Here is an 18,975-nt window from a genome sequence, read left to right on the forward strand (position 1 = left end):
TCGTATCCGTCGTAACAGGGCGCACGCACGGGGATAGCCGACCACGAACCCTCGCGAGAGGGTTGAAGGATAGCCCCGTCCCGCTTGCGGTCTCGCGCCCCGTGCGCAGGAACGTTTTCCCTAGTGCGAATGGAGTAACGGATTTCTACTCCGTGGTTGCAGGTTCGAATCCTGCTGGGATCGCCATGTAAATTGCGACCCTTTGGTTCCGTTCAGTTTTTTGGTTTGCGTCCCAACCTTTTAGGCGAGGGTTGGGACGGATTTGGACCCGTTGCGTTCCCGGCCTCATAGGCTTCAAGCTTGTCGAACGCCTGACCCGCCATGCGCATCGCCTCGGCCTGTTCGACATACACTTGCGCTTGCGCAACCGTTTTCCAGCCAAACACTTTCATCAGGCCCCAGACATCGACGCCGGCAAACGCCAGCCGGATTGCCGCCAGCTTGCGCAAGCCGTGGTTGGCGACGTCGGGCAATTCGGCGGCGTCGTAAACGTCGCGCATCCAATTGCCGAACGACGCCTCGCTCGCGAACGGTTTGCCCTGTTCGGTTACCAGGAAGGTTTTCGTTCCGATGGTTTTCATCGCCGCAATCGCCGCCGCCAATTCCGGCCGCACCGGCACGTTGATTTTGACGCCGGTGGTCCGCGCGGTTTTTTTCGCCTCGAAATCGCGAACCCAACCGCCTTTGATGTCGTTCGGCCCGAGGCGGTAAGCGTCAGAGCGGCGCAATCCGGTGTTGACCATGATTTCGACGGCGAGCCGCTGACGCGTGCCGAGCGGATAGCGCGCGCGCGCCGTTATCAAATGGTCCTCGGTCCAGGCCGGCAGCCCGCCGGTTTTCGGTGCCTTGTCTTTCACCACGCCGGCCATCGGGCTTTCTTTTATCAGCCCCGCTCGTAGCGCAAACTTGATGAGGCCGGTGAGCGCCTTCGACCAATTCTTTTGTGCGTTCGGTTTCAGCTTGTCGAGCAACGCCTGTACATGGTCGCGCCGCAATTCTTTCAGCGGCGCATCGCCGAATTTTGCGCGCAACTTTTCCAGTATCGGCCGCCGCATGTTGCGCGAACTCTCGGCGAGTTCGACGGTCCAGGCTGGCGAGGTGTAGTAAGCGACCAGCGCGGCCGACAGCGAACCCGGTCGCGTGCGGCTCGCCCCGAGCGCCGGCATCGCCGCGCCGCGCGCGACGTCGTCGAGCGCCTTCCACACGTTGAGGAAATCCGGCGTGCCTGGCATCGGCAACGCGCCGAGCCGTTTCTCGCCGCGGCGGCGATACCACCAACGTGGATGTCCGTGGCGGTCCACCTGGTGGTCAACGTGCGGTACGCCCCACCGCCAGCGCGTCACTTTTCGCCCTCGTCCAGTAACTTGTCCCAAAGTGAGCCCCTCTTGTCGCCGGCCTGATCGATTGACCGGCTCATATGCAGCGTGATTTTCCCGTCAGCATCAACAGTCACCGAGTCCGGTTCGAGGCCGGCGCGGCGCACGCCGGTGACCGCCCGCCGGACGTCAGCCGAGCGAAATGCCGCCGGCCGGCGCGCCGTATGGATGCCAGGCGGCCGGCCGCGGCGGCGACGCGGCGCGAAATCGACGAGTTCGAAGCCCTCGCCGGCGGCGCTTTCATGCATCACCGAATTCCCTGCGGCATGTTGCATTCCCCTAACTAAAGGCTTTCACGTTACTCTTTCTGGTCTTTCAGGGCCTTGGCGTCTTCCGCCGCCATACGCCATACGCTCTCGCGCCCTCGATGCTGCGCCTGATTTCGTCGATTTGAGCGAGCGCCCGCTCGGCTTCCTCTTGGGTCATGGCGCGCGGCTCGGAAACTGTCGGCGGCGCTTTCGGGTCGACAAATCCCGACCGCAGCCCGCGCACAATGCCGTCGGCCTCGGCAAGCAACGTTTCGATGTCAACGATTGCCCGGGTCGGCCGGCCCTCAATTTCGCGCAAGATGGTAATCCCCGCAGCACGCAGTGCCTTGACGCGGGCGGCATCTTCCCAGAGCAACGCGCGCCGTTTCATTTCCTCGATGTCGTTTTTGGCGGCTTCCCAACCGAAATCCCGGTTGATGCGAAACTCGATTTCCTCGCTCAACGAACGGCCGGCCCGCGTTGCGCTTTCGACCAGGCGTTGCCGCGTTTCCTCGGTGACACGAAAGGCAAAGTTCTGCCGCTTGCCATAAACTTTAGGCCGGCCTCGTCCCCGTTTCGGCTCATCGTCGGTCATATCGTGCCGTTCCGTTCAATTTGTGACATCATATTCCACGTCGAAATTTCTTGCAAGACGACCAGCCTTATATTTTAATGACGTCACTTTCCACTGCACAAATAGGTGTCTACATGGATGACCAGGAAATCCAGCGTGCGGTGATGGAGCGTCTGGCGGTGCCGAAATATTGGGCCGGCCGGGCGCTCGGCTGGGGACGCCGGGCCACTGACGCGGCCGTCGCCGAGGGCAAGATGCCGGTGATCGACAGTGGTCTGAAAGAGACCGTTTCGACGGCATGGCTGCGTAAACAATTGCAGATTGACGAGACATAACCCGGCCCGCCTGCGAGCGACGCAGACGGAAAGCCGGGCAATGGGCGTGGTGGAACGCGCCCATACATGCTGTTTTTTCGTCCGTTCGCAAGACCGTGCCGGCCCTCACCCGAGGTGCCGACCCATGTCAAAATCCAGAACCGAGGCGGCCAGCATCGAGCGGCTATCAGCCCTCGGGGCGGTCTATTGGTGCTGCCTTGCCGAGTGCCAGAACGCCGGCCGCCCGTTGAGCCAGCTCTGGATAGATTGGTTCGCCACGCACGGCGTGCCCGCCACGGCGCTCGCGCTTTCGCCTGAAGGCGACATCGACATGCTGTTGATGGATTGCATCGAATGGCATGTCGACGGCGAGACGTTCGACTTTGCCGAGGGCGATGCAAACGCGCTGACGTTCCGCATTCGCGACCGCTACGGCGACGTGCAGGACGTCGCCGCCTGGTGCCCGAGAACCGACCGCGTCGCGACCTGGGCCGGCCACGCCTGCATGATCGGTGCCGACCAGATCGACGCCATGCAACCTGATGCCGCGGGGTTGCTGGTTTGCGAGGGCGTGCTGCAATGGCTTCAGGCGCGACGCAGGGGCGTCGTCATTCTGGATGCCAGACGCGCGCTGCCGCTGTTGTTCGACTCGCCGCCGTTACTGGCGGCAAGCCTCAATCATGGGACGGGCCTACGGAATGCGTTCGAGCGGGCGCTGCCGCCGGTGCTGGTGCCGAAAGAAAGCGAGGCGGCGATATGACCGAGTACATCTCGCTCAAAGATGAAAAAAGCCTGCTGCGAATGCTGTATTCGCGCGCTGGTGACTACCCGGCTAACCAGCCGTTGCTGTACGCGGAGGCGTTCTCGCCGAACACGCCAGAGGGAGCCTGTCCGAATTGCCATGGCATCGGCCGCGTCCACGAGGTCAGTGAGCGCTCGCTGGTGCCTGATGACAGGCTGACCATTCGGGAACGGGCCGTCGCCGCGTGGCCGACTGCCTGGCAAGGGCAGAACCTGCGGGACATTCTGGTCACCCTCGGCTACGATGTCGATAGGCCATGGCGAGAGCTTCCGAAGAAGGACCGCAATTGGATCCTCTTTACTGACGAACAACCGACAGTGCCGGTCTACGCCGGATATACTCCCGCCGAGACAAAGCGAGCGCTCAAGCGCAAGGAGGAGCCCAGTTATCTGGGGACCTTCACCGGCGCCCGCAAGTATGTGCTGCAGACCTTCGCCACGACGCAAAGTGCGATGATGAAACGTCGTGTGACGCAGTTTCTGTCCAGTACCGACTGCCCAGTCTGCAACGGCAAGCGATTAAGGCCGGAGGCGCTATCGGTTACCTTTGCCGGAATGGATATCGCCGAAATCTCACGGCTGCCGCTGAAGCGACTTGGCGAACTTCTTCAACCCTATCTGAATGGCAGAAGCAGTGTTTCCGACACTCATCCTGAGAAGGCTCTCGTCGTCCAGCGTATTACGGAAGATTTTCTCGGGCGTTTGGACGTGCTGCTCGATCTCGGGCTCGGTTATTTGACCCCTGAGCGCAGCACGCCGACGCTGTCTCCCGGCGAACTACAGCGACTTCGTCTGGCGACACAGGTTCGATCCAACCTGTTTGGGGTGGTCTACGTATTGGACGAACCGTCGGCTGGACTTCACCCGGCTGACACCGAGGCATTGCTTCGCGCGCTGGAGCGTTTGAAAGCTGCGGGAAATTCGCTTTTCGTCGTCGAGCACGAACTCGACATCATCCGACACGCAAACTGGATTGTCGACGTCGGCCCGGGTGCCGGAGAGCAGGGCGGCGAGATACTATATTGCGGTCCATTATCAGGCCTCGCCGAAGTGCGAGAATCTCAGACGCGGCGCTACTTGTTTGCGGAAGGTCAAACGGCCACGAGGTCGCCTCGGCATCCTCAAAAATGGGTCAAGCTTCGGGGAGTTACCCGCAACAACCTCGACCGTCTCGACGTCGACATTCCGCTGGCAGTATTTACGAGCGTCACCGGAATTTCGGGGTCCGGGAAGTCGAGCCTGATCAGTCAGTTTCTGGTGGAGGCCGTTGGCGACAAACTGGGTCAGCGAAAGGAGCCTAGCGAAGATGATGACGCGCTTGATGCGGGCGTAGAAACGTTTGGTGGCGACATTGTCGAAGGTCTCGACGGCATAAAGCGGCTGGTTGTGGTCGATCAGAAGCCGATTGGCCGAACGCCGCGCTCGAACCTTGCGACTTATACAGGTCTCTTCGATCATGTCCGCAAGCTGTTCGCAGCCACGAAGCAGGCTCGCGCCAGGCGCTATGATGCTGGTCGTTTCTCATTCAATGTTGCGAAGGGACGCTGCCAAACCTGCCAGGGGGAGGGATTTGTAAGCGTTGAACTGCTCTTTCTTCCGAGCGTGTACGCACCTTGCCCGACCTGCAAGGGGGCGCGCTACAACGCGAGGACGCTGGAGATCAAGATTCGAGACAAGTCGATTGCTGATGTGCTCGCCATGACGGTAAATTCAGCATTTGAGTTTTTCACCGACGACGCATCTCTCCGTCGGTCCTTGGGCGTTCTTCAAGAGGTCGGGCTGGGATACATTCGGATCGGTCAATCAGCCACGGAACTATCAGGCGGCGAGGCACAGCGCATTAAACTCGCCACCGAATTGCAACGTTCGCAACGTGGCGAGACACTCTACGTGCTTGACGAACCCACCACGGGCTTGCACCCGTCGGACGTGGCGAAACTGATGGTTCAACTTGACGGTCTCGTCGAGTCTGGAAACACCGTAGTCGTTGTCGAGCATGATATGGGGGTAGCGGCAGCCAGCGACTGGATCATCGACATTGGGCCGGGAGCGGGCGACGAGGGCGGCCGGATCGTTGCATCAGGGCCGCCAGAACGGGTTGCGTCCACGCCTCAAAGTCGGACAGCTAAATATCTCGCCCGAGTTCGGTAAACGACCGTTGCCCGTGACGGCAAGTGGCAAAGGGCTGGTCATCGCAGAGCGTCCGCCACGCCGGTGCCAAGGGCGAGTATCACAGCAGCAGATGCCAAATGCTGAGTCCTTCCTCCAGTTTCATGATGCATCGATGAAAGTGCAATGTTCAGATTTGGTTCCGTGGAGGGTCAGCGAGGAGCAACGAGGGCACCGACGATTACCACTTCGTCCCGGTGACTATTGCAGGCACCCAACATCTGTGGAGACGCATCGAGACAACGTCTCATGTTGTCGGCTATTGGAACCTTCCAATAGGATTTCCATTAAGTGGCTACGCGGCGCACTCCCGTGCCGGGTTGATTCGCGCATCGGTAGATTGAGGTGTTGGTCCCAGCTGGCTTGGCATTTTCAAACTTCTTGATCGGCGCACTTGTCGTCGCCGCCCTCTATTTCACGCGCGAAATCCTCGTTCCGATCGCAGTCGCCGTCCTCTTGAGTTTTGTCTTGTCGCCCCTTGTGAGGGCATTCCAGCGCATGAAAGTGCCGCGGTCGATAGCGGTGCTCAGTGCGGTCAGCCTGGCGCTGGCCATCGCCCTCAGTCTTGCGGCGATGGTGATGATCGAGGTCAACCAACTCGCGAGCGACCTGCCGCGCTATCAATCCACGTTGGGCGAAAAAATCCATAATCTGCGGGACAGGATTGGCAGCGTGGGCGTGCTCAAGAACGCCTCCATCCTGTTGAAGAACCTGGACAGGGAGCTCAAGTCGCCCGGAAGTGGCGATGCTGAAACGGCGAAGCCATCGTTGTCGGACGGCCCGGCAAGAACGCCTATCCCGGTCGAAGTCCATCAGCCAGACCCGGGCGCGTCGGAGGCACTGATCGCCATGCTGCGACCACTCGCAGCTCCCTTCACCACCACCGGAATCGTGGTGATCTTCCTCATCTTCTTCCTTTTTCAGCGCGAGGATCTGCGCGACCGGTTCATCCGGTTGCTCGGCAGCGAGGATTTGGAGCGCACCACGGCGGCGCTCGATGACGCAGGGCAACGGTTAGGCAGGCTGTTCCTGACCCAACTCATTCTGAATGCGACTTTCGGCGTCGTGATCGGACTGGGCCTGGCCGTCATCGGCGTCCCGAGCTCGCCGCTATGGGGACTTCTGGCTATGATCCTTCGGTTCGTGCCCTACATCGGCGCGATCCTCGCTGCCGGCTTGCCAATTGCTTTGGCCGCCGCGGTCGGGAGCGACTGGACCATGACCTTGTGGACGATCGCCTTGTTCGCAGTGGTGGAGCCGCTGACTGGCCATGTTGTCGAACCGCTGGTCTGTGGGCGAAGTGCCGGCCTGTCCCCGGTCGCCGTGGTCGTGGCCGCATCGTTCTGGACCTGGCTCTGGGGACCCTTGGGGCTTCTGCTCTCCACTCCGCTGACGCTGTGTCTGGTCGTCTTTGCCAGGCACGTCGACCGTCTCCAGTTTATCGACGTCATGCTGGGAGACCAGCCGGCGTTGACTCCGCAGCAGACCGCATACCAGCGCATGCTGACGGGCGATCCGATTGACGCGATCGAACAGGCACGGTCGTTCCTGAAGAAGGGGACCGCTTTGGCCTATTACGAAGAAATCCTGCTGGGCGCCCTGAGATTGGCTGAGGCCGATGCCGCCCAGGGCCGGCTTGACGACGTCAGGCTCGAGAATATCCACGAGACGGTTTCCGAAATCATCGAGGATATGGCCTCGCACGAGACCGCTGAGGGGAACGCGAGTGCCGAAGCGCCCGGCAAAAAGGGGAAGATTGTCAACATCGACGCTCGCAAGCTGGGCAAGCCGGTTTTCTGCATACCCGGACTGGGTCGACTCGACGATTGCGCCGCGCTGATTGTTGCAGATGCGCTGAAACGTGAAGGGATCAACGCCCGTGTTTCCGGCGCCGATACCGAGATTGACGCCGGCAACGCGGAAACGATCTGCGTCTGTTTTCTGGAGGAGGTATCGGAGGCGAGGTTGTCGTTTACGGTTCGCAAGTTCTCCCGGCGGGCAGCTTCGGCCAGGATCATCGTCTGCCGGTTGGGAAATCAGTTCGAGGCGGACAAGGAGCAACGGAGTGATGATGTAGGGCCGCAGTCGCTCGCGACTACCATCGCCGCTGTAGCCAAAAGTACCAGCGTCAAAACGCGTCGGGAACAATAGGCAATGTCCGCGAGTTCAATCCTGGCATATCGCTCCAAAGCGTGCGCCGGGAAGGCGCGCTGAACTGCGGGCTCGACCTGTCACGAAACGAGGAGAGAAAAATGAACGGTTTGATTTATCTGGTTGGTTTGGTCGTCGTCATCCTGGCCGTGTTGTCGTTCTTCGGGCTGCGCTGACATGGTGAAACAGATTGAACCCGGCGCGGCTCCCATTGGAGTCTCCCCGAGGTATTTGAACTGGACGCCGGCGATCCTGGGTGCGCTGGTGGCAACCGCGCTGTCGTCGATCCTGTTGGCGTTCGGCGCGACCGTCGGGTTGGGGATCTCGTCGACGGCGCCGACGTGGCGGGACGCGTCCGCCGCACTTTGGATTCTGTCGGGACTCTATCTCATTATCCAGGCCGCACTGAGTTTCGGCGTGGGTGGCTACATTGCGGGGCGAACGAGTGTCGCGCCGGCCGTTTCGGATGCTGACGAAATCGAACATCGCGACGGCTTGCATGGTCTCGCTGCCTGGGCGCTTGCCGTCGTTCTCGGGGTGGCGCTTGCGGCGTTGCTTGGAAGCGCGTCCCTGACACGGTCCAACAGCAACATGTCCTCGGCACGAACCAGCGCTGCAGAGCCGCTGTTGAGCTATGAGATCGACCGGTTGTTCAGGCCATTGCGCCGCGCCGCGAACGTGGACCTTTCGCAGGAGCGGGCGGAGGCCGGACGAATCCTCCTAACATCGTCGAGCCACTCGGGAATGAGCAGTGAGGACCGGTCCTATCTGGCGCAACTCATTGCGGCGAATACCGGCCTTGCCGGGCCGGAAGCCGAAAAACGGGTCGATGGCGTGATCGCAAATTCTCGGGCCGCGATAGCCAAATCTCGCCGGAGCTCGGTGATCCTCGCGTTCTCCGTCGCCGCGGCTCTGTTGTCGGGTGCTGTCATCGCATGGGCAGCGGCCGGTATAGGCGGACGTCACCGTGACGGTGCGCCGATGCCGCATTGGATGGGCGCTCGCGGGTCTGGAGTTGCGTATCGACGCGAAGCCGTGTGAACGGGCGGGGTGAGGTGGATCGGATGAGAACCCCCAACCTCGCCCCCGATGCCGTATTGATCCCATGTCCAAAATGCAAGGCGTGGCCGATGGCGTTGAACATCGTCAAGCCGTCCTGGTCGTCTCGGCCGATGATTCAGTTTATGTGTCCGAAATGCCATTTTACCTCCGAGTTAGAAAGGCGCGGATACGCGAGATCGGGCTCCGACTAATCCTTGCGCCGCCCATTCTCATATCGCGCGGCGGCAAGGCACGAGACGAGGCACTCGAGAGCAAAGCCATGTCCGAGGTGTACAAGATTAAGGCTGCCGCCCCCAAGCACACCGCCGAAGTGACGCACTTGCACAAAATGGAAGGTTCCAATTATGTTGCGGATTTAACGCGCTTGGGAAAAATCGGCAATCCCGTCCCGTTTCTTGATCGTAACCAGATGGACCAGAATTCATCCTGCCCTTAGCTTTCACCACTATACTCGGTCTCGGTTGCGGGGCGTGGCGTGAATTTTCAGATCACAGTCTTGAAGGTCTTAGCAGGACACCCTGAAGGGCGCGCCTCGCTTGCGGACCTTAAGCAATACGTTGCGGTTCTCACTTGTAGCGGCGCAGATTGGTCACAAAGGATGAAGAAGCTGGCCGCACGCGCGCCTGGATTGGATATTTTCTCCAGCGGCTACGTGCTACGAGAGCCTAGCGGGTGGCAGATATCGGAGAAAGGCCGTGAGTTTCTAATCATGATTGAAACGCCATTGGCTGAACCGCTTCTCACGCCGGTCGCGTTTACGCCGCCGGTGGATTCCGAAGCGACGGACCTTCCGCCGAATGTTGTTCAGTTGGTAGGTCATAAGATCCAACGCCGGCGCCGGCGCGCCGCTGCTTGAGATTGGGCAATTAGGTCGCCGCGTTCGGGTCGGTCTATGCGAAAAGTGCTCGCGGACGAGTCCGCGACCGGCTCTGTCGAGTATTTCAATCCCGGTGTGCCGTTTCCCAATCTTTTGCAGCCAATCACCGGGCCTTCGAAAGCTGCGCCGCTTTCAAGTAGCGCACGTTTGAGCCCAGGTTCGAGTGGCTGTTCGGCGCCGGTTATCGTCCAGCGGCATCCTGTCCTCACGCGCCGCCGTCATTAACCGTGCAATCTTGCCTACCGCGTGGGCCGGTGTGCGCATAAGCACCAAGCGGCGCATCGGCATGGGGTTGTTCGGCCCACCAAGTGTTCGGCGCACCGTTGTGTCAGTTCGCTCGGGATGCCGCCCCGCAAAGGGACGCGGCGGCACGCGGCCTGACTAATGTCCCTTTCGGATGGGCTGAGCGAGGGAATAGATCGTTTTGTCGCCAGCTTCCGGTAGGCCGCTTTCGAACAACGTCTTGCACCCGCGGAACTCTGGAGCTCTAGCGTTGTTCCCAATAGTTGCGCGGGCGATAGCTAATGCGAGATGAAATGACTGCCTCTTATAAAGAGATCAATAGGTATTTCGAAATGATCAATCGGCGAGTGCCGGCCAGGATCTCTCGGTTCATTCAGTGGTTGCGAAAGCCGTCCTCATTCGCGGCTCGTCTAACTGTCGCTTTATTGCTGATTCTTGGCGGTGTCTTTAGCTTCTTACCTGTGTTGGGTATCTGGATGCTGCCCCTCGGTCTCCTGTTCATTGCGCAGGATGTCCCATTCTTGCAAAAACCTCTCATTAGATCTCTGACCTGGATGGAAACAAAGTGGGAGCGGCTAAGGTTGGCATGGCAGAATCGGTGATGCTTTCGCAGCAATCGGTATGGCCGGTCGGCAGGACCGAAACAGGCTCAAATGTGAATACTAAGAGTCTGTGGTCTGAGAGGATCGTCGTTAGTCGAGCTGCCATCGAAGCCAAAGCGATCGCAGAAGTCGTTACGCGACGTCCTGCTCTCTAAGCAATGTCTAGTATCCTTCGAAAGGCGCAATTTCATGGCCATAAAGGCAGCGTCGCGGAAGTCTAGACGGCGGAGAAACGAACATCGACGCAAGATTCTGTACGCTTTGGCTGCGGCGGGCTTGTTCGTTGCAATGATCGCTAGTGGAATACTGTTTGTCACCTTGAGGCCCATGACCCTTCGTATCGCTGTGGCCTTCTCCAGCGAGGATGCTAGGATCGTCGAAGCTATAGCTCGTGTTCTTACTCGTGAACGAAGCTCTGTACGTCTCTCAGTAACCGTCGTGGACCAAGGCCAGGCGCAAGAGCTCTTGAGCAGAGGCGGCGCAGACTTATCGACCGTTCGAAGCGATGTAATGTCTGCCGATCTGCTTTCTATTGCTGTGTTACGAAAAAGTGCACTTTTTCTTTGGACGGCGCACATACCTGGTCAAAAGCCTTCTCGAGCGACAGAGTGGAAGAACCTCGTCGGTTCAAGAATCGCTCTGCTAAACGGCACATCTGCTGACCTTGCTTTACTCAATGTTGTCCTATCCTCAGAGGGCGTTCCGCCCAACAAGGTTGAAATCGTGCCAGTTGGCAGCATGGATGCCATGGCAGGTGACAAAAGTTTTAATTTCTTTGCGACCATGGGTGCAATCAAGAGCAAGGCGGTTGCGGAAATCTTCCGATCGTTCTCACGGCTTCGGGAAGCGCCAAATTTTCTTGGCCTGGAAACAGCCGAAGCGATCGTCCTCCGACAGCCGACGATTGAGGCTGCAGAGATACCAAAGTCTGCTTTCGGGTCTAACCCGGCATTGCCGCCAGAAGTACTAAGTGTGGTCGCGGTTAGCGATCTTGTCGTCGCTGGCAAAGCCCTCTCGGAGCAAGCTGCTGCGGCCTTTTCCCGTGAGCTATTCGCTCATCGTCAAATGATATTGCGCGAGATACCTGATACAGCGACCATCGAAAAACCTAGTACTGAAAAGGATGCGGCTATACCCGCGCATCCTGGCGTAGCTGCGTACATTGATGGAACAGAACGAACATTCCTTGAGCGCTACGGCGATTACTTTTGGGGCGGTATCCTTGTGCTGTCGGCGTTAGGTTCGTTTGGTGCAGGTCTTCGCGCTTTTCTTTATCCGGACGAGCAGGAAAACGTATCGTCGCTCAGGGATAGAGTGCTGGATCTAGCAGCTAAGGTCCGTGATTCCGCGGATGAGGATATGGTGCAGATCGAAAATGAAATTGACCACATCGTACGCGAAACGCTCGACAAATATGACCACGGGGTCATTGAAGAAGGCGCCCTCACGGCGCTAGGAATAGCCATCGAACAATTCCGCTCCGCGGCTGCGAGCCGAAACTTCAATAAGCGTCGCTCCGTTACCAAGCGGACTTCGTAAACCCGCATTCTGCTCTCGGCCCGGCTTTCCGGCACGCTGCCACCGCGGGCTTAGAGCTCCTGGCTTTCCCCTGAAACTTTGGCGCATCCAGGAGTTATTAAAAGTGCCGCTGACTTGACGGCCGACGGACGCAGGGTTTGTCGAAACAAGCTTTTGAAAGCGACGAGGACCAGACATGAACCAAGAATCGTTATCTTTGGAAGATATTTCGCAACGAATGGCGGGGATTGACGTTGCGATCTTATCGACTCACACGGAAAACGGCCAAATCGCCAATCGACCGATGAGCAACAATGGTGACGTAAAGTATGACGGCACCTCCTACTATTTTACATTTGAGCAAGCACGGACGGTTGCTGACATACAAAAGAACCCTAAGGTGGCACTTGGCTTTACCAGCCACGGGGGCATTTTTTCCGATGCCATCTATGTAGCGGTCGAAGGGCAGGCCGAGCTAATCCGAGACAAAGCAATATTTAAAGCTCATTGGACCAGCGACTTGGACCGGTGGTTCGGGAATGGCGTCGATACTCCCAACATCGTACTCATTAAAGTGAAGGCTTCTCGTATCACGTACTGGGACGGAGAGGAGGAAGGTGAGTTTATCGTTTGAGCTACTTCAATGCGAGGCGTGTTGCACGCGAAAAATTCCGCCCAGTCTTAAGTAGCATACTTTTAGGGCGCCGGAGTTAGACTTCTTCTGCGCGCCGACGAGTGGAAGCCGACGGGACGGGCCGAGGTAAAATTGTCGCTTGTCGAAGCCCGAGTCTGCCTCAGGTCAATGGACAGAGCTCAGCGAACGTCTCGCCGTGGGCCTTTACGCCATGAAGACCGCCGGATGGAGCCAGTGCGCCATTAACCCGTGCCCCAACCTGAAATGAGGCTTTAGCAGGATTCAAAACTGAAACGGATCAACGGAGACGGAAGTCTGGCCGTCGGACGACTGCTGGACGGTGAAAGTCACTTCTTTCGTCGCTTTAATATCGCCAACGGCGGCCGAAATCCCGCCACTGCATTTCACCGTCAGCTTGTCCTTGCTCGTTGAGGTCGTAACTATCCTCTGACCGAGCTGATACAGAGGCTTTTCGCTTTTTGAATGTTGCGAGGTCGCGTCAGGCGATGCCTTACCGGCCGTTGAATTCTTGGCCGCATAAGTGACCAATGGATTGTTGCCATCGCCCAAGACAAATTGGAGCACGGCCTTCCGGGTTTCGATTGAGTCGCACTCTGGCGCAGCGATGCAGCCGCTGGAAACAACAAGAAAAGGAAGAATCCAACAAATGAGTGATCGACTGGTTAGATAGCGCATTCAGTATGCTTTCATTGCGTCAACCGTCACGCCAACCAGTCACGAGAAACATGGTTCCGGCTACCGCGTCTGAAGGCGGGCATAAATTGAAGGCGGGTGTAAATTATCGAACCCAATCAGCTTTACCGCGTGGGAGAGGGCGAACAATGTGTCCTGATTGCGAGCCCCGCAAGAGCGAGCTTTACACCGCATTGGCGTTTTAAGAGGCCGGGGATTGCCAACAAAGCGCAACGAAAGGCTTCGCGGCCTTTCCTGGAGTATTCGCTTCCTAACGCCAGGGTCTCGGCAGTCGGTCCAGGCGTCAGGTAGGTGGCCATTTCTGGATCGCCGGCATCGCCGAGCCGGTTTCCGGAAGCGTGGCGATCGACTTTTCCACTTGGCGCGCCGTTCGAAAATCGTCGAGATGATCGACGTTCGGGGAGACCGCAGCTTCCTTGGTCAAAAGCAGATAAATTCGCCCGACTGCTCGTTGAAGGCGCTTTGACTTACCGATCGGCATCCGTCGCGCCTTGCAGATGGCTCTTACGGCGTATGCGTGCAGATAGTCAACAGCATCGGACATTATGAAACTCCGGACGGTCAACTGCGCCAATCAGGATCCGTTCCTAGGCGCGCGCAACGAAAGCTGGTTTCGCGGGTTGTCGAGCGAACGTTGGCAGTCGATTCATCTGGGTGCGGAAAGAGGAGGGTATGATGTCCAAGGAATTCAATCCGGCGCCGCACGACAAACACGCGGACGATCCAAAGCAGGCCGTGCAAGCCGACAAGAAGCAGAGGAAGCTTGAAAAAGGCCTCGAGGATACCTTTCCGGCGTCTGATCCGGTCAGCGAAACTCAACCAAAGCCCTCCAAAGATTGACTCTCTTGCGCGCCGCAAGCCCGGCCATTAGGTCCGGCTATTCAGCGGCGGCAAGTTCAGTCGACTGGCCTGCGACTTCCCGGATCGCCGACATCACCTGATCGGTGGCAGTCTGTTGGATCATGTGGCCGTTGGCCGCGAGCCTATGAAACTTGCTCTGGGTAACGTCGGAGTGCAGCCGGGCCGACTGAGTGTGGATATCGATGAGCTTGTCTTGCTCGCCAGCAATGATGACAACTGGCATTTTCAGGTCCGCATACTGATTGCGTAGTATGAACGCGTCCGGGATCATTAGCGCCGACTCCGCGGCCGATGCCCTTATCTGAGATGGCCGGAGTGCCATTTCCTTCGGAAATGCTTCAAACTTCTTCGGTACAGATCTTGGACCAAAGATCTTCGCCATCATCAGCGGCCATATGGCTCGGCTTAGTAGGGGCGACAAGGTATGACTGAGGATGTCTCCGACAAGGGGCAGGGACGGCGCGGCCAACGCAACCACGTCTGGCCTTAGGGTCGGATAGTAGTATCCAGAGGCGAGAATGAGTCCCCGGACGAGGCTGGGATACTTCAGAGCCATCGCGACCGCAACGGAGGCGCCCCAAGAGTGTCCAAGGACGGTTGCGTTGGAAACGCCAAGCTGCGCGAGGGCGAGCTTGATCAATTCCGCCTGGGCATCCGGCGTCCACACGACATTGCGCGGCCGATCGCTATGGCCGAACCCTGGACGATCGAAAACGATAACCCGGTAATCCTTGGCAACAAGATCGATCAGACCGCTTGAGTCAAAATCCTGGATCATGCTTCCGTTGCCGTGCAGAAGAACTACAGGATCGCCTGCGCCACGTTCAACGTAATGCAGTCGGACGCCGTTCACTTCTAAGAACCGACCGGAAGGTGGGTTTTCGCGTTCGGCTTTCCTCGCAAGGTGCTGATTGAGCAAGGCGATGGCGGCCAAAGCTCCAATCGCAACCGAGGCAGCCACGATGGAAGTTGAATTGGTCGTGCGCCGGCCTGGAACAGATCGGCGAAGGCGTTTGATAGGATGGACTGCGGTCATAGATCACTCTCGTTTCGGCGCGTGCACGAAATCCGGATGATCCTAAGGAAATGTTGCAGCACTGAGTGAACCTGCGGTAGCGCGGATCGTTCCGACGCATTTTTCTTGTGGTCGAGAACATTGCGCCGGATCGCACAAATCGGCTGCGCGTCCAAGCCTATGTGGACGCGAAGGGAGCAAAGCGTTTGCTCAAAGCGCTTAAGGCGAACATCGCCATATTGGATGACGATGAGGACGAAGAGGCCATCAACTGAGGCGGGCTCGAACGAATTAGAAACGGTCGTATGCCCGTTTAGTGGAACATCGTTCACGGTCGGAGAACTACGGGTGCTTGCGAGCTTCGATCCGGTCGGCGAGATGCATCAAGCCAATCATCGCGGCAAGGGTCGCCAAGCCTAAGAGTGTCGCAATGACCGCGAGCATGTTTTTACCGTGGCGGTTTTAGACCGGGGGGAAGAAAGCCACTCTTCCATATGGGAAACGATTTCCGCCTGCCGTGCCCTGCGCAGAAGCTTATCGCGCTGAGCCCCAGGTGGGGTGCTTTGGGCTTCCTTGAGAAGTTGCTCGGCTCGCTCCTTGGCGCGCTCATCAAGTGAGATTGTTTGTGGTTCGAAACGGCGTCGTTGCATGGCGCTGCTCCATTTTTTGATGGAACAACTCGCAGACAGCCACCCCGGTTCTGTCCACTTGTGCACCTAGTGCAAATTCGGTCCCGGCGCGACCTACCCCCTTCGGAGTATGAACAGAGCGCGGCAAGATCGAACAAGGCTTGTCGGGCTCGCGGCCAAATTAGGACACCCCCAAATTCAGGGTCAAATACGGACAGTACCCATCTTGAATTAGAACATAAGGAGAACAGTAGTCGAGTCCTGCTGGGCCAGCGTGTCTGAGAAAAATGATCTTCTGGGGAAGCCACCCCTGTCGGAACCAAGGTTGCCCGTTCGTCTTGAACCCAGCAACAGTATATGGAGTTCCTCGCCATGGCCCCCCGCGCTAACTGGAAAGGCTTCCTGCGTCTTTCCCTCGTCACCTGTCCGGTAGCGCTCTATCCCGCCACGTCGGAATCCGAAAAGGTTTCGTTCAACCAGCTCAACCGAAAGACGGGCCACCGGATCAAGTACGCGAGGGTGGACGCGGACACGGGTGAGGAAGTTGAGAACGAAGATATCGTCAAGGGCTACAAGGTCGATACCGATACGTACATTGAGGTGACCAAGGAGGAGCTCGAGAATGTCGCGCTGGAATCGACGCGAACCATCGAGATCGACGAGTTCGTCGACCGCAGCGAGATCGATCCGCGATATCTGATCCGTCCCTACTACTTGGTACCGGACGGGAAAGTCGGCCACGACGCCTTTGCCGTCATTCGCGAAACCATCCGCGAGATGAACAAGGTCGCGATCGGCCGCGTGGTGCTGACTAATCGGGAGCACATCATCGCGCTCGATCCGCTGGACAAGGGCTTGATGGGAACGTTGCTGCGCTATCCCTACGAAGTCCGGTCGGAAAAAGAGTATTTCGACGATATTCAGGACGTCAAAGTCACCAAGGACATGCTTGATCTCGCCAAGCACATCGTCAATCAGAAGGCGGGTCACTTCGAGCCGGACAAGTTCGAAGACCAATATGAAACGGCCCTCGTTGACCTCATCAATCAGAAACGCGCCGGCAAACCAATCATTGCGAAAGAACGCCCCCGTGGGGAGAACGTCGTGGACCTGATGGACGCGCTGCGCAAGAGTATTGGTGGCGCAGAGGCTTCAAAGGACTCCAAGCCGGCCAAGAAGCCACGCAAGGTCGCAAGCGGTCAGAAGGAAATGCTCATGCCGATCGCCGGCAAGAAGTCGGCGAAGGAAGCTGCGGCGAAGAAGCCGTCGGCGAAACCTGAGCGGAGGTCGGCTTAGATCGGCTTTTGGCCATGAAGCCTGGCCTGAAGGTAGCTGTTGGCTACACGCGGAACGCCATTGTCCATCAATCGCGTTCTGGATGTCGGTACACATCTTTGCCGAAGCGCTTCAGCATAGGGGACTTGGCGGCCAAAGTGCGGTTCATACTAACGGATACTGAGCGGGTAACTTTCCGTGCCACAGGAAGCGAACTCGCTAGCCTCGACTATGGAGGATTGTGAGTTGCCGAGAGCCGCTATCTTCGACCTGGACGGCACGCTTCTGGACTCGGTCGATCTCCACGCGCTCGCATGGCAGGAAGCCATGCTTAAGTTCGGCCATGATGTGAGTTTCGAGCAAGCTCGGAGCCAGATAGGCAAGGGAGGTGACAAGCTCATTCCCGTCTTCCTTTCCGCTGACGAACAACGGGACCACGGCAAAAAATTGGAAGAGTGGCGCGGCAATCGTTTCAAGACCGAGTATCTGCCGCTTGTGCGTCCCTTTTCCGCGGTCCCGGACTTGCTGCGACGCGTGCGCGCCGCTGGACTTCGGATTGCCGTCGCCTCTTCCGCTAAGAAGGATGAAGTTGAGAAATATCTTGAAATCGCTGGCATTACCGAACTGGTGGAGTTGACGACGTCGTCTGACGACGTCGAGGAATCGAAACCTGCGCCGGACATCTTCGAGGTAGTTCTAGAGAAGCTCGGGATCCAAGGCGCTGAGGCCGTCGCCATCGGCGACACGCCCTACGACGCGATCGCTGCGGGGAAGGTGAAGATCGCAACCATCGGCGTGCTGTGCGGCGGATTCACGGAGAGTTCGCTGCGGCAGGCCGGGGCCGCCGAGATCCATCCTGGCCCGGCCTCGCTGTTCGCTTGTTTCGCAAACTCCCTACTTGCGAGGTAACGATCCGGCTGACCCACGGCAGTGGCCAGTGGAAGGTGCGGGGAAGCGTTGGTCCATGGCGAGAAAACTGAAAACCTATCAGACTTCGCTGGGCTTTTTCGATCTGGCAATTGCCGCTCCGTCGATGAAAGCGGCTCTGGAGGCGTGGGGCGCCGACAGCAATCTCTTCCACCAGGGCGCGGCGAAGGAAACTGACGATCCGGACGTACTCTCGGCGACCATGGCGAAGCCGGGCGTCGTTCTCAGGCGGCCTGTCGGCTCCGACGGACCCTTTGGCGAGCATGCTGAACTACCCACCAATCTGGGTGACGGCGAAAGACCGAAGACTGTCCGCAAGTCGAAAAGCCACAAGGTGAAGAAGCCTTCCCCGCGCGCCGTCGACAAGGCGACGGAGCGCAAGGCCTCAGTTGCCTTCGAAAAGGAGCAGAAACGGCGCGAGCGTGAACGGGCGAGGGAAGAGGCTGCCAAACAGAAGGAGCGTGAACGCCGGCGAGGGGCGGTCGATAAGGCGCAAGCGGCGCTGGACGCGGCCGAGCGTGAGCATGAGGAGAACGTTGCGGCCATCCAGGCCGAGGTGGCCGCTCTCGAGAAGAGATCGCGAACCGAAAACGTCCGCTGGGATAAGGAGAGGGAGCGATTGGAGGCTGCGCTGCAGCGCGCACGAGGCTAGGCACCCCGGATTGTTTCAAACAATCGACGTGGCGGCGGGCGAACCGGGGTCATTCGGGCGGGCACTCGGGGCACGTATCTCCTATCGAATCGAGAACTTGTGCGACGGCTCCAGCAACCACCTGCGGTGATACTCCAGGCGGCGCACTTTTGCGGGCGATTTCCAGAGCGCGCTCGCGGGCATGCGGATTGGCGCCGTCCTGCATCCATCCGTGCTCTTCGCACTCTCGAATAGCGCCGACTTCCTGCAGCACTTCGATAGCCCATCCCTGAAGTGTGCGGGTCGGTGGCCTTGGCGTGTCAGTCATCAGCACCGGAAATCTCCTCGTCAGGG

At 58.5% G+C, this 18,975-nt stretch carries 23 protein-coding genes; 16 read left to right on the plus strand and 7 right to left on the minus strand.

From position 1 onward, the window contains the following. Nucleotides 1-212 precede the first annotated feature (212 nt). The 3 genes from JQ611_RS42885 to JQ611_RS38360 all read right to left on the minus strand — a co-directional run bounded on the left by JQ611_RS42885 (nt 213) and on the right by JQ611_RS38360 (nt 2,219). Nucleotides 213-1,343 (minus strand): tyrosine-type recombinase/integrase, encoded by a 1,131-nt coding sequence (locus JQ611_RS42885; RefSeq protein WP_212468399.1) that lies wholly within the window; start codon nt 1,341-1,343, stop codon nt 213-215. Beyond that, nucleotides 1,340-1,624, minus strand: a complete 285-nt coding sequence (locus JQ611_RS38355; RefSeq protein WP_212468401.1) for a hypothetical protein — start codon at nt 1,622-1,624, stop codon at nt 1,340-1,342. Before JQ611_RS38355 ends, JQ611_RS42885 begins: the two co-directional genes overlap by 4 nt. Nucleotides 1,625-1,691: 67 nt before the next feature. Beyond that, entirely contained in the window at nt 1,692-2,219 is a 528-nt protein-coding gene (locus JQ611_RS38360) for a TraY domain-containing protein (protein WP_212468403.1), read from the minus strand. A 113-nt stretch (nt 2,220-2,332) separates the two neighbouring features. Between JQ611_RS38360 and JQ611_RS38365 the strand changes: the two genes are divergently transcribed. The 10 genes from JQ611_RS38365 (at nt 2,333) to JQ611_RS38400 (ending at nt 12,569) form a co-directional block, all read left to right on the plus strand. Continuing rightward, nucleotides 2,333-2,533: a hypothetical protein gene (locus JQ611_RS38365; protein WP_212468404.1), complete on the plus strand. Its 201-nt coding sequence runs from the start codon at nt 2,333-2,335 to the stop codon at nt 2,531-2,533. Between the two features lie 124 nt (nt 2,534-2,657). After that, a complete protein-coding gene (locus JQ611_RS42255; protein WP_249133796.1) occupies nt 2,658-3,272 on the plus strand; it encodes a hypothetical protein in 615 nt (204 codons plus the stop codon). Then, nucleotides 3,269-5,464, plus strand: coding sequence for an excinuclease ABC subunit UvrA (uvrA, locus tag JQ611_RS38370; protein WP_249133797.1), 2,196 nt, complete (start codon nt 3,269-3,271; stop codon nt 5,462-5,464). The genes JQ611_RS42255 and uvrA overlap by 4 nt, the downstream gene beginning before the upstream one ends. 381 nt (nt 5,465-5,845) lie before the next feature. Beyond that, nucleotides 5,846-7,633 (plus strand): AI-2E family transporter, encoded by a 1,788-nt coding sequence (locus tag JQ611_RS38375; protein WP_212468408.1) that lies wholly within the window; start codon nt 5,846-5,848, stop codon nt 7,631-7,633. A gap of 41 nt (nt 7,634-7,674) precedes the next feature. Further along, nucleotides 7,675-7,809 (plus strand): hypothetical protein, encoded by a 135-nt coding sequence (locus JQ611_RS42625; RefSeq protein WP_283816801.1) that lies wholly within the window; start codon nt 7,675-7,677, stop codon nt 7,807-7,809. Between the two features lies 1 nt (nt 7,810). Then, nucleotides 7,811-8,674, plus strand: a complete 864-nt coding sequence (locus tag JQ611_RS38380; protein WP_212468410.1) for a hypothetical protein — start codon at nt 7,811-7,813, stop codon at nt 8,672-8,674. A gap of 64 nt (nt 8,675-8,738) precedes the next feature. Further along, nucleotides 8,739-9,131 (plus strand): hypothetical protein, encoded by a 393-nt coding sequence (locus JQ611_RS38385; RefSeq protein WP_212468411.1) that lies wholly within the window; start codon nt 8,739-8,741, stop codon nt 9,129-9,131. Nucleotides 9,132-9,293: 162 nt separating this feature from the next. Continuing rightward, the gene (locus JQ611_RS38390) at nt 9,294-9,551 is read left to right on the plus strand and encodes a hypothetical protein (RefSeq protein WP_212387394.1); all 258 of its coding nucleotides are present in this window, start codon (nt 9,294-9,296) and stop codon (nt 9,549-9,551) included. 1,376 nt (nt 9,552-10,927) lie between these two features. After that, entirely contained in the window at nt 10,928-11,956 is a 1,029-nt protein-coding gene (locus JQ611_RS38395; RefSeq protein ID WP_212387397.1) for a TRAP transporter substrate-binding protein, read from the plus strand. Between the two features lie 175 nt (nt 11,957-12,131). Continuing rightward, nucleotides 12,132-12,569 (plus strand): pyridoxamine 5'-phosphate oxidase family protein, encoded by a 438-nt coding sequence (locus JQ611_RS38400; RefSeq protein ID WP_212414531.1) that lies wholly within the window; start codon nt 12,132-12,134, stop codon nt 12,567-12,569. A 282-nt stretch (nt 12,570-12,851) separates the two neighbouring features. Here the strand turns inward: JQ611_RS38400 and JQ611_RS38405 are convergent, their stop codons facing one another. Then, the gene (locus JQ611_RS38405; RefSeq protein WP_212387402.1) at nt 12,852-13,265 is read right to left on the minus strand and encodes a hypothetical protein; all 414 of its coding nucleotides are present in this window, start codon (nt 13,263-13,265) and stop codon (nt 12,852-12,854) included. A 105-nt stretch (nt 13,266-13,370) separates the two neighbouring features. On the opposite strand from JQ611_RS38405, the gene JQ611_RS43215 reads away from it, so the two are divergent. Next, nucleotides 13,371-13,574, plus strand: a complete 204-nt coding sequence (locus tag JQ611_RS43215; RefSeq protein WP_409411332.1) for a DUF4385 family protein — start codon at nt 13,371-13,373, stop codon at nt 13,572-13,574. Here JQ611_RS43215 and JQ611_RS38415 read toward each other — a convergent pair. Beyond that, on the minus strand, nt 13,567-13,857 hold the full coding sequence (locus JQ611_RS38415; RefSeq protein ID WP_249133799.1) for a hypothetical protein: 291 nt from the start codon (nt 13,855-13,857) through the stop codon (nt 13,567-13,569). The genes JQ611_RS43215 and JQ611_RS38415 overlap by 8 nt on opposite strands. A 101-nt stretch (nt 13,858-13,958) precedes the next feature. Between JQ611_RS38415 and JQ611_RS38420 the strand changes: the two genes are divergently transcribed. Further along, nucleotides 13,959-14,123 carry a hypothetical protein gene (locus JQ611_RS38420; RefSeq protein ID WP_212387408.1) on the plus strand — a complete coding sequence of 55 codons (165 nt, stop codon included), beginning with the start codon at nt 13,959-13,961 and terminating at the stop codon, nt 14,121-14,123. Nucleotides 14,124-14,160: 37 nt separating this feature from the next. Here the strand turns inward: JQ611_RS38420 and JQ611_RS38425 are convergent, their stop codons facing one another. Then, the gene (locus tag JQ611_RS38425) at nt 14,161-15,180 is read right to left on the minus strand and encodes an alpha/beta fold hydrolase (RefSeq protein WP_212468414.1); all 1,020 of its coding nucleotides are present in this window, start codon (nt 15,178-15,180) and stop codon (nt 14,161-14,163) included. 107 nt (nt 15,181-15,287) lie between these two features. Here JQ611_RS38425 and JQ611_RS38430 point away from each other — a divergent pair, with 107 nt between their 5' ends. The 4 genes from JQ611_RS38430 (at nt 15,288) to JQ611_RS38445 (ending at nt 18,642) form a co-directional block, all read left to right on the plus strand. Then, nucleotides 15,288-15,434, plus strand: a complete 147-nt coding sequence (locus JQ611_RS38430) for a hypothetical protein (protein ID WP_212468415.1) — start codon at nt 15,288-15,290, stop codon at nt 15,432-15,434. 726 nt (nt 15,435-16,160) lie between these two features. Beyond that, entirely contained in the window at nt 16,161-17,084 is a 924-nt protein-coding gene (locus JQ611_RS38435; RefSeq protein WP_212468424.1) for a Ku protein, read from the plus strand. 210 nt (nt 17,085-17,294) lie between these two features. Further along, nucleotides 17,295-17,972: an HAD family hydrolase gene (locus JQ611_RS38440; protein WP_212468428.1), complete on the plus strand. Its 678-nt coding sequence runs from the start codon at nt 17,295-17,297 to the stop codon at nt 17,970-17,972. Between the two features lie 55 nt (nt 17,973-18,027). Further along, nucleotides 18,028-18,642, plus strand: coding sequence for a cell envelope biogenesis protein TolA (locus tag JQ611_RS38445; RefSeq protein WP_212387411.1), 615 nt, complete (start codon nt 18,028-18,030; stop codon nt 18,640-18,642). A 49-nt stretch (nt 18,643-18,691) separates the two neighbouring features. Here the strand turns inward: JQ611_RS38445 and JQ611_RS38450 are convergent, their stop codons facing one another. Further along, nucleotides 18,692-18,955 carry a hypothetical protein gene (locus JQ611_RS38450; protein ID WP_212468430.1) on the minus strand — a complete coding sequence of 88 codons (264 nt, stop codon included), beginning with the start codon at nt 18,953-18,955 and terminating at the stop codon, nt 18,692-18,694. Nucleotides 18,956-18,975 lie beyond the last annotated feature (20 nt).

Source organism: Bradyrhizobium sp. AUGA SZCCT0182 (assembly GCF_018130185.1).
Classification (GTDB): domain Bacteria; phylum Pseudomonadota; class Alphaproteobacteria; order Rhizobiales; family Xanthobacteraceae; genus Bradyrhizobium.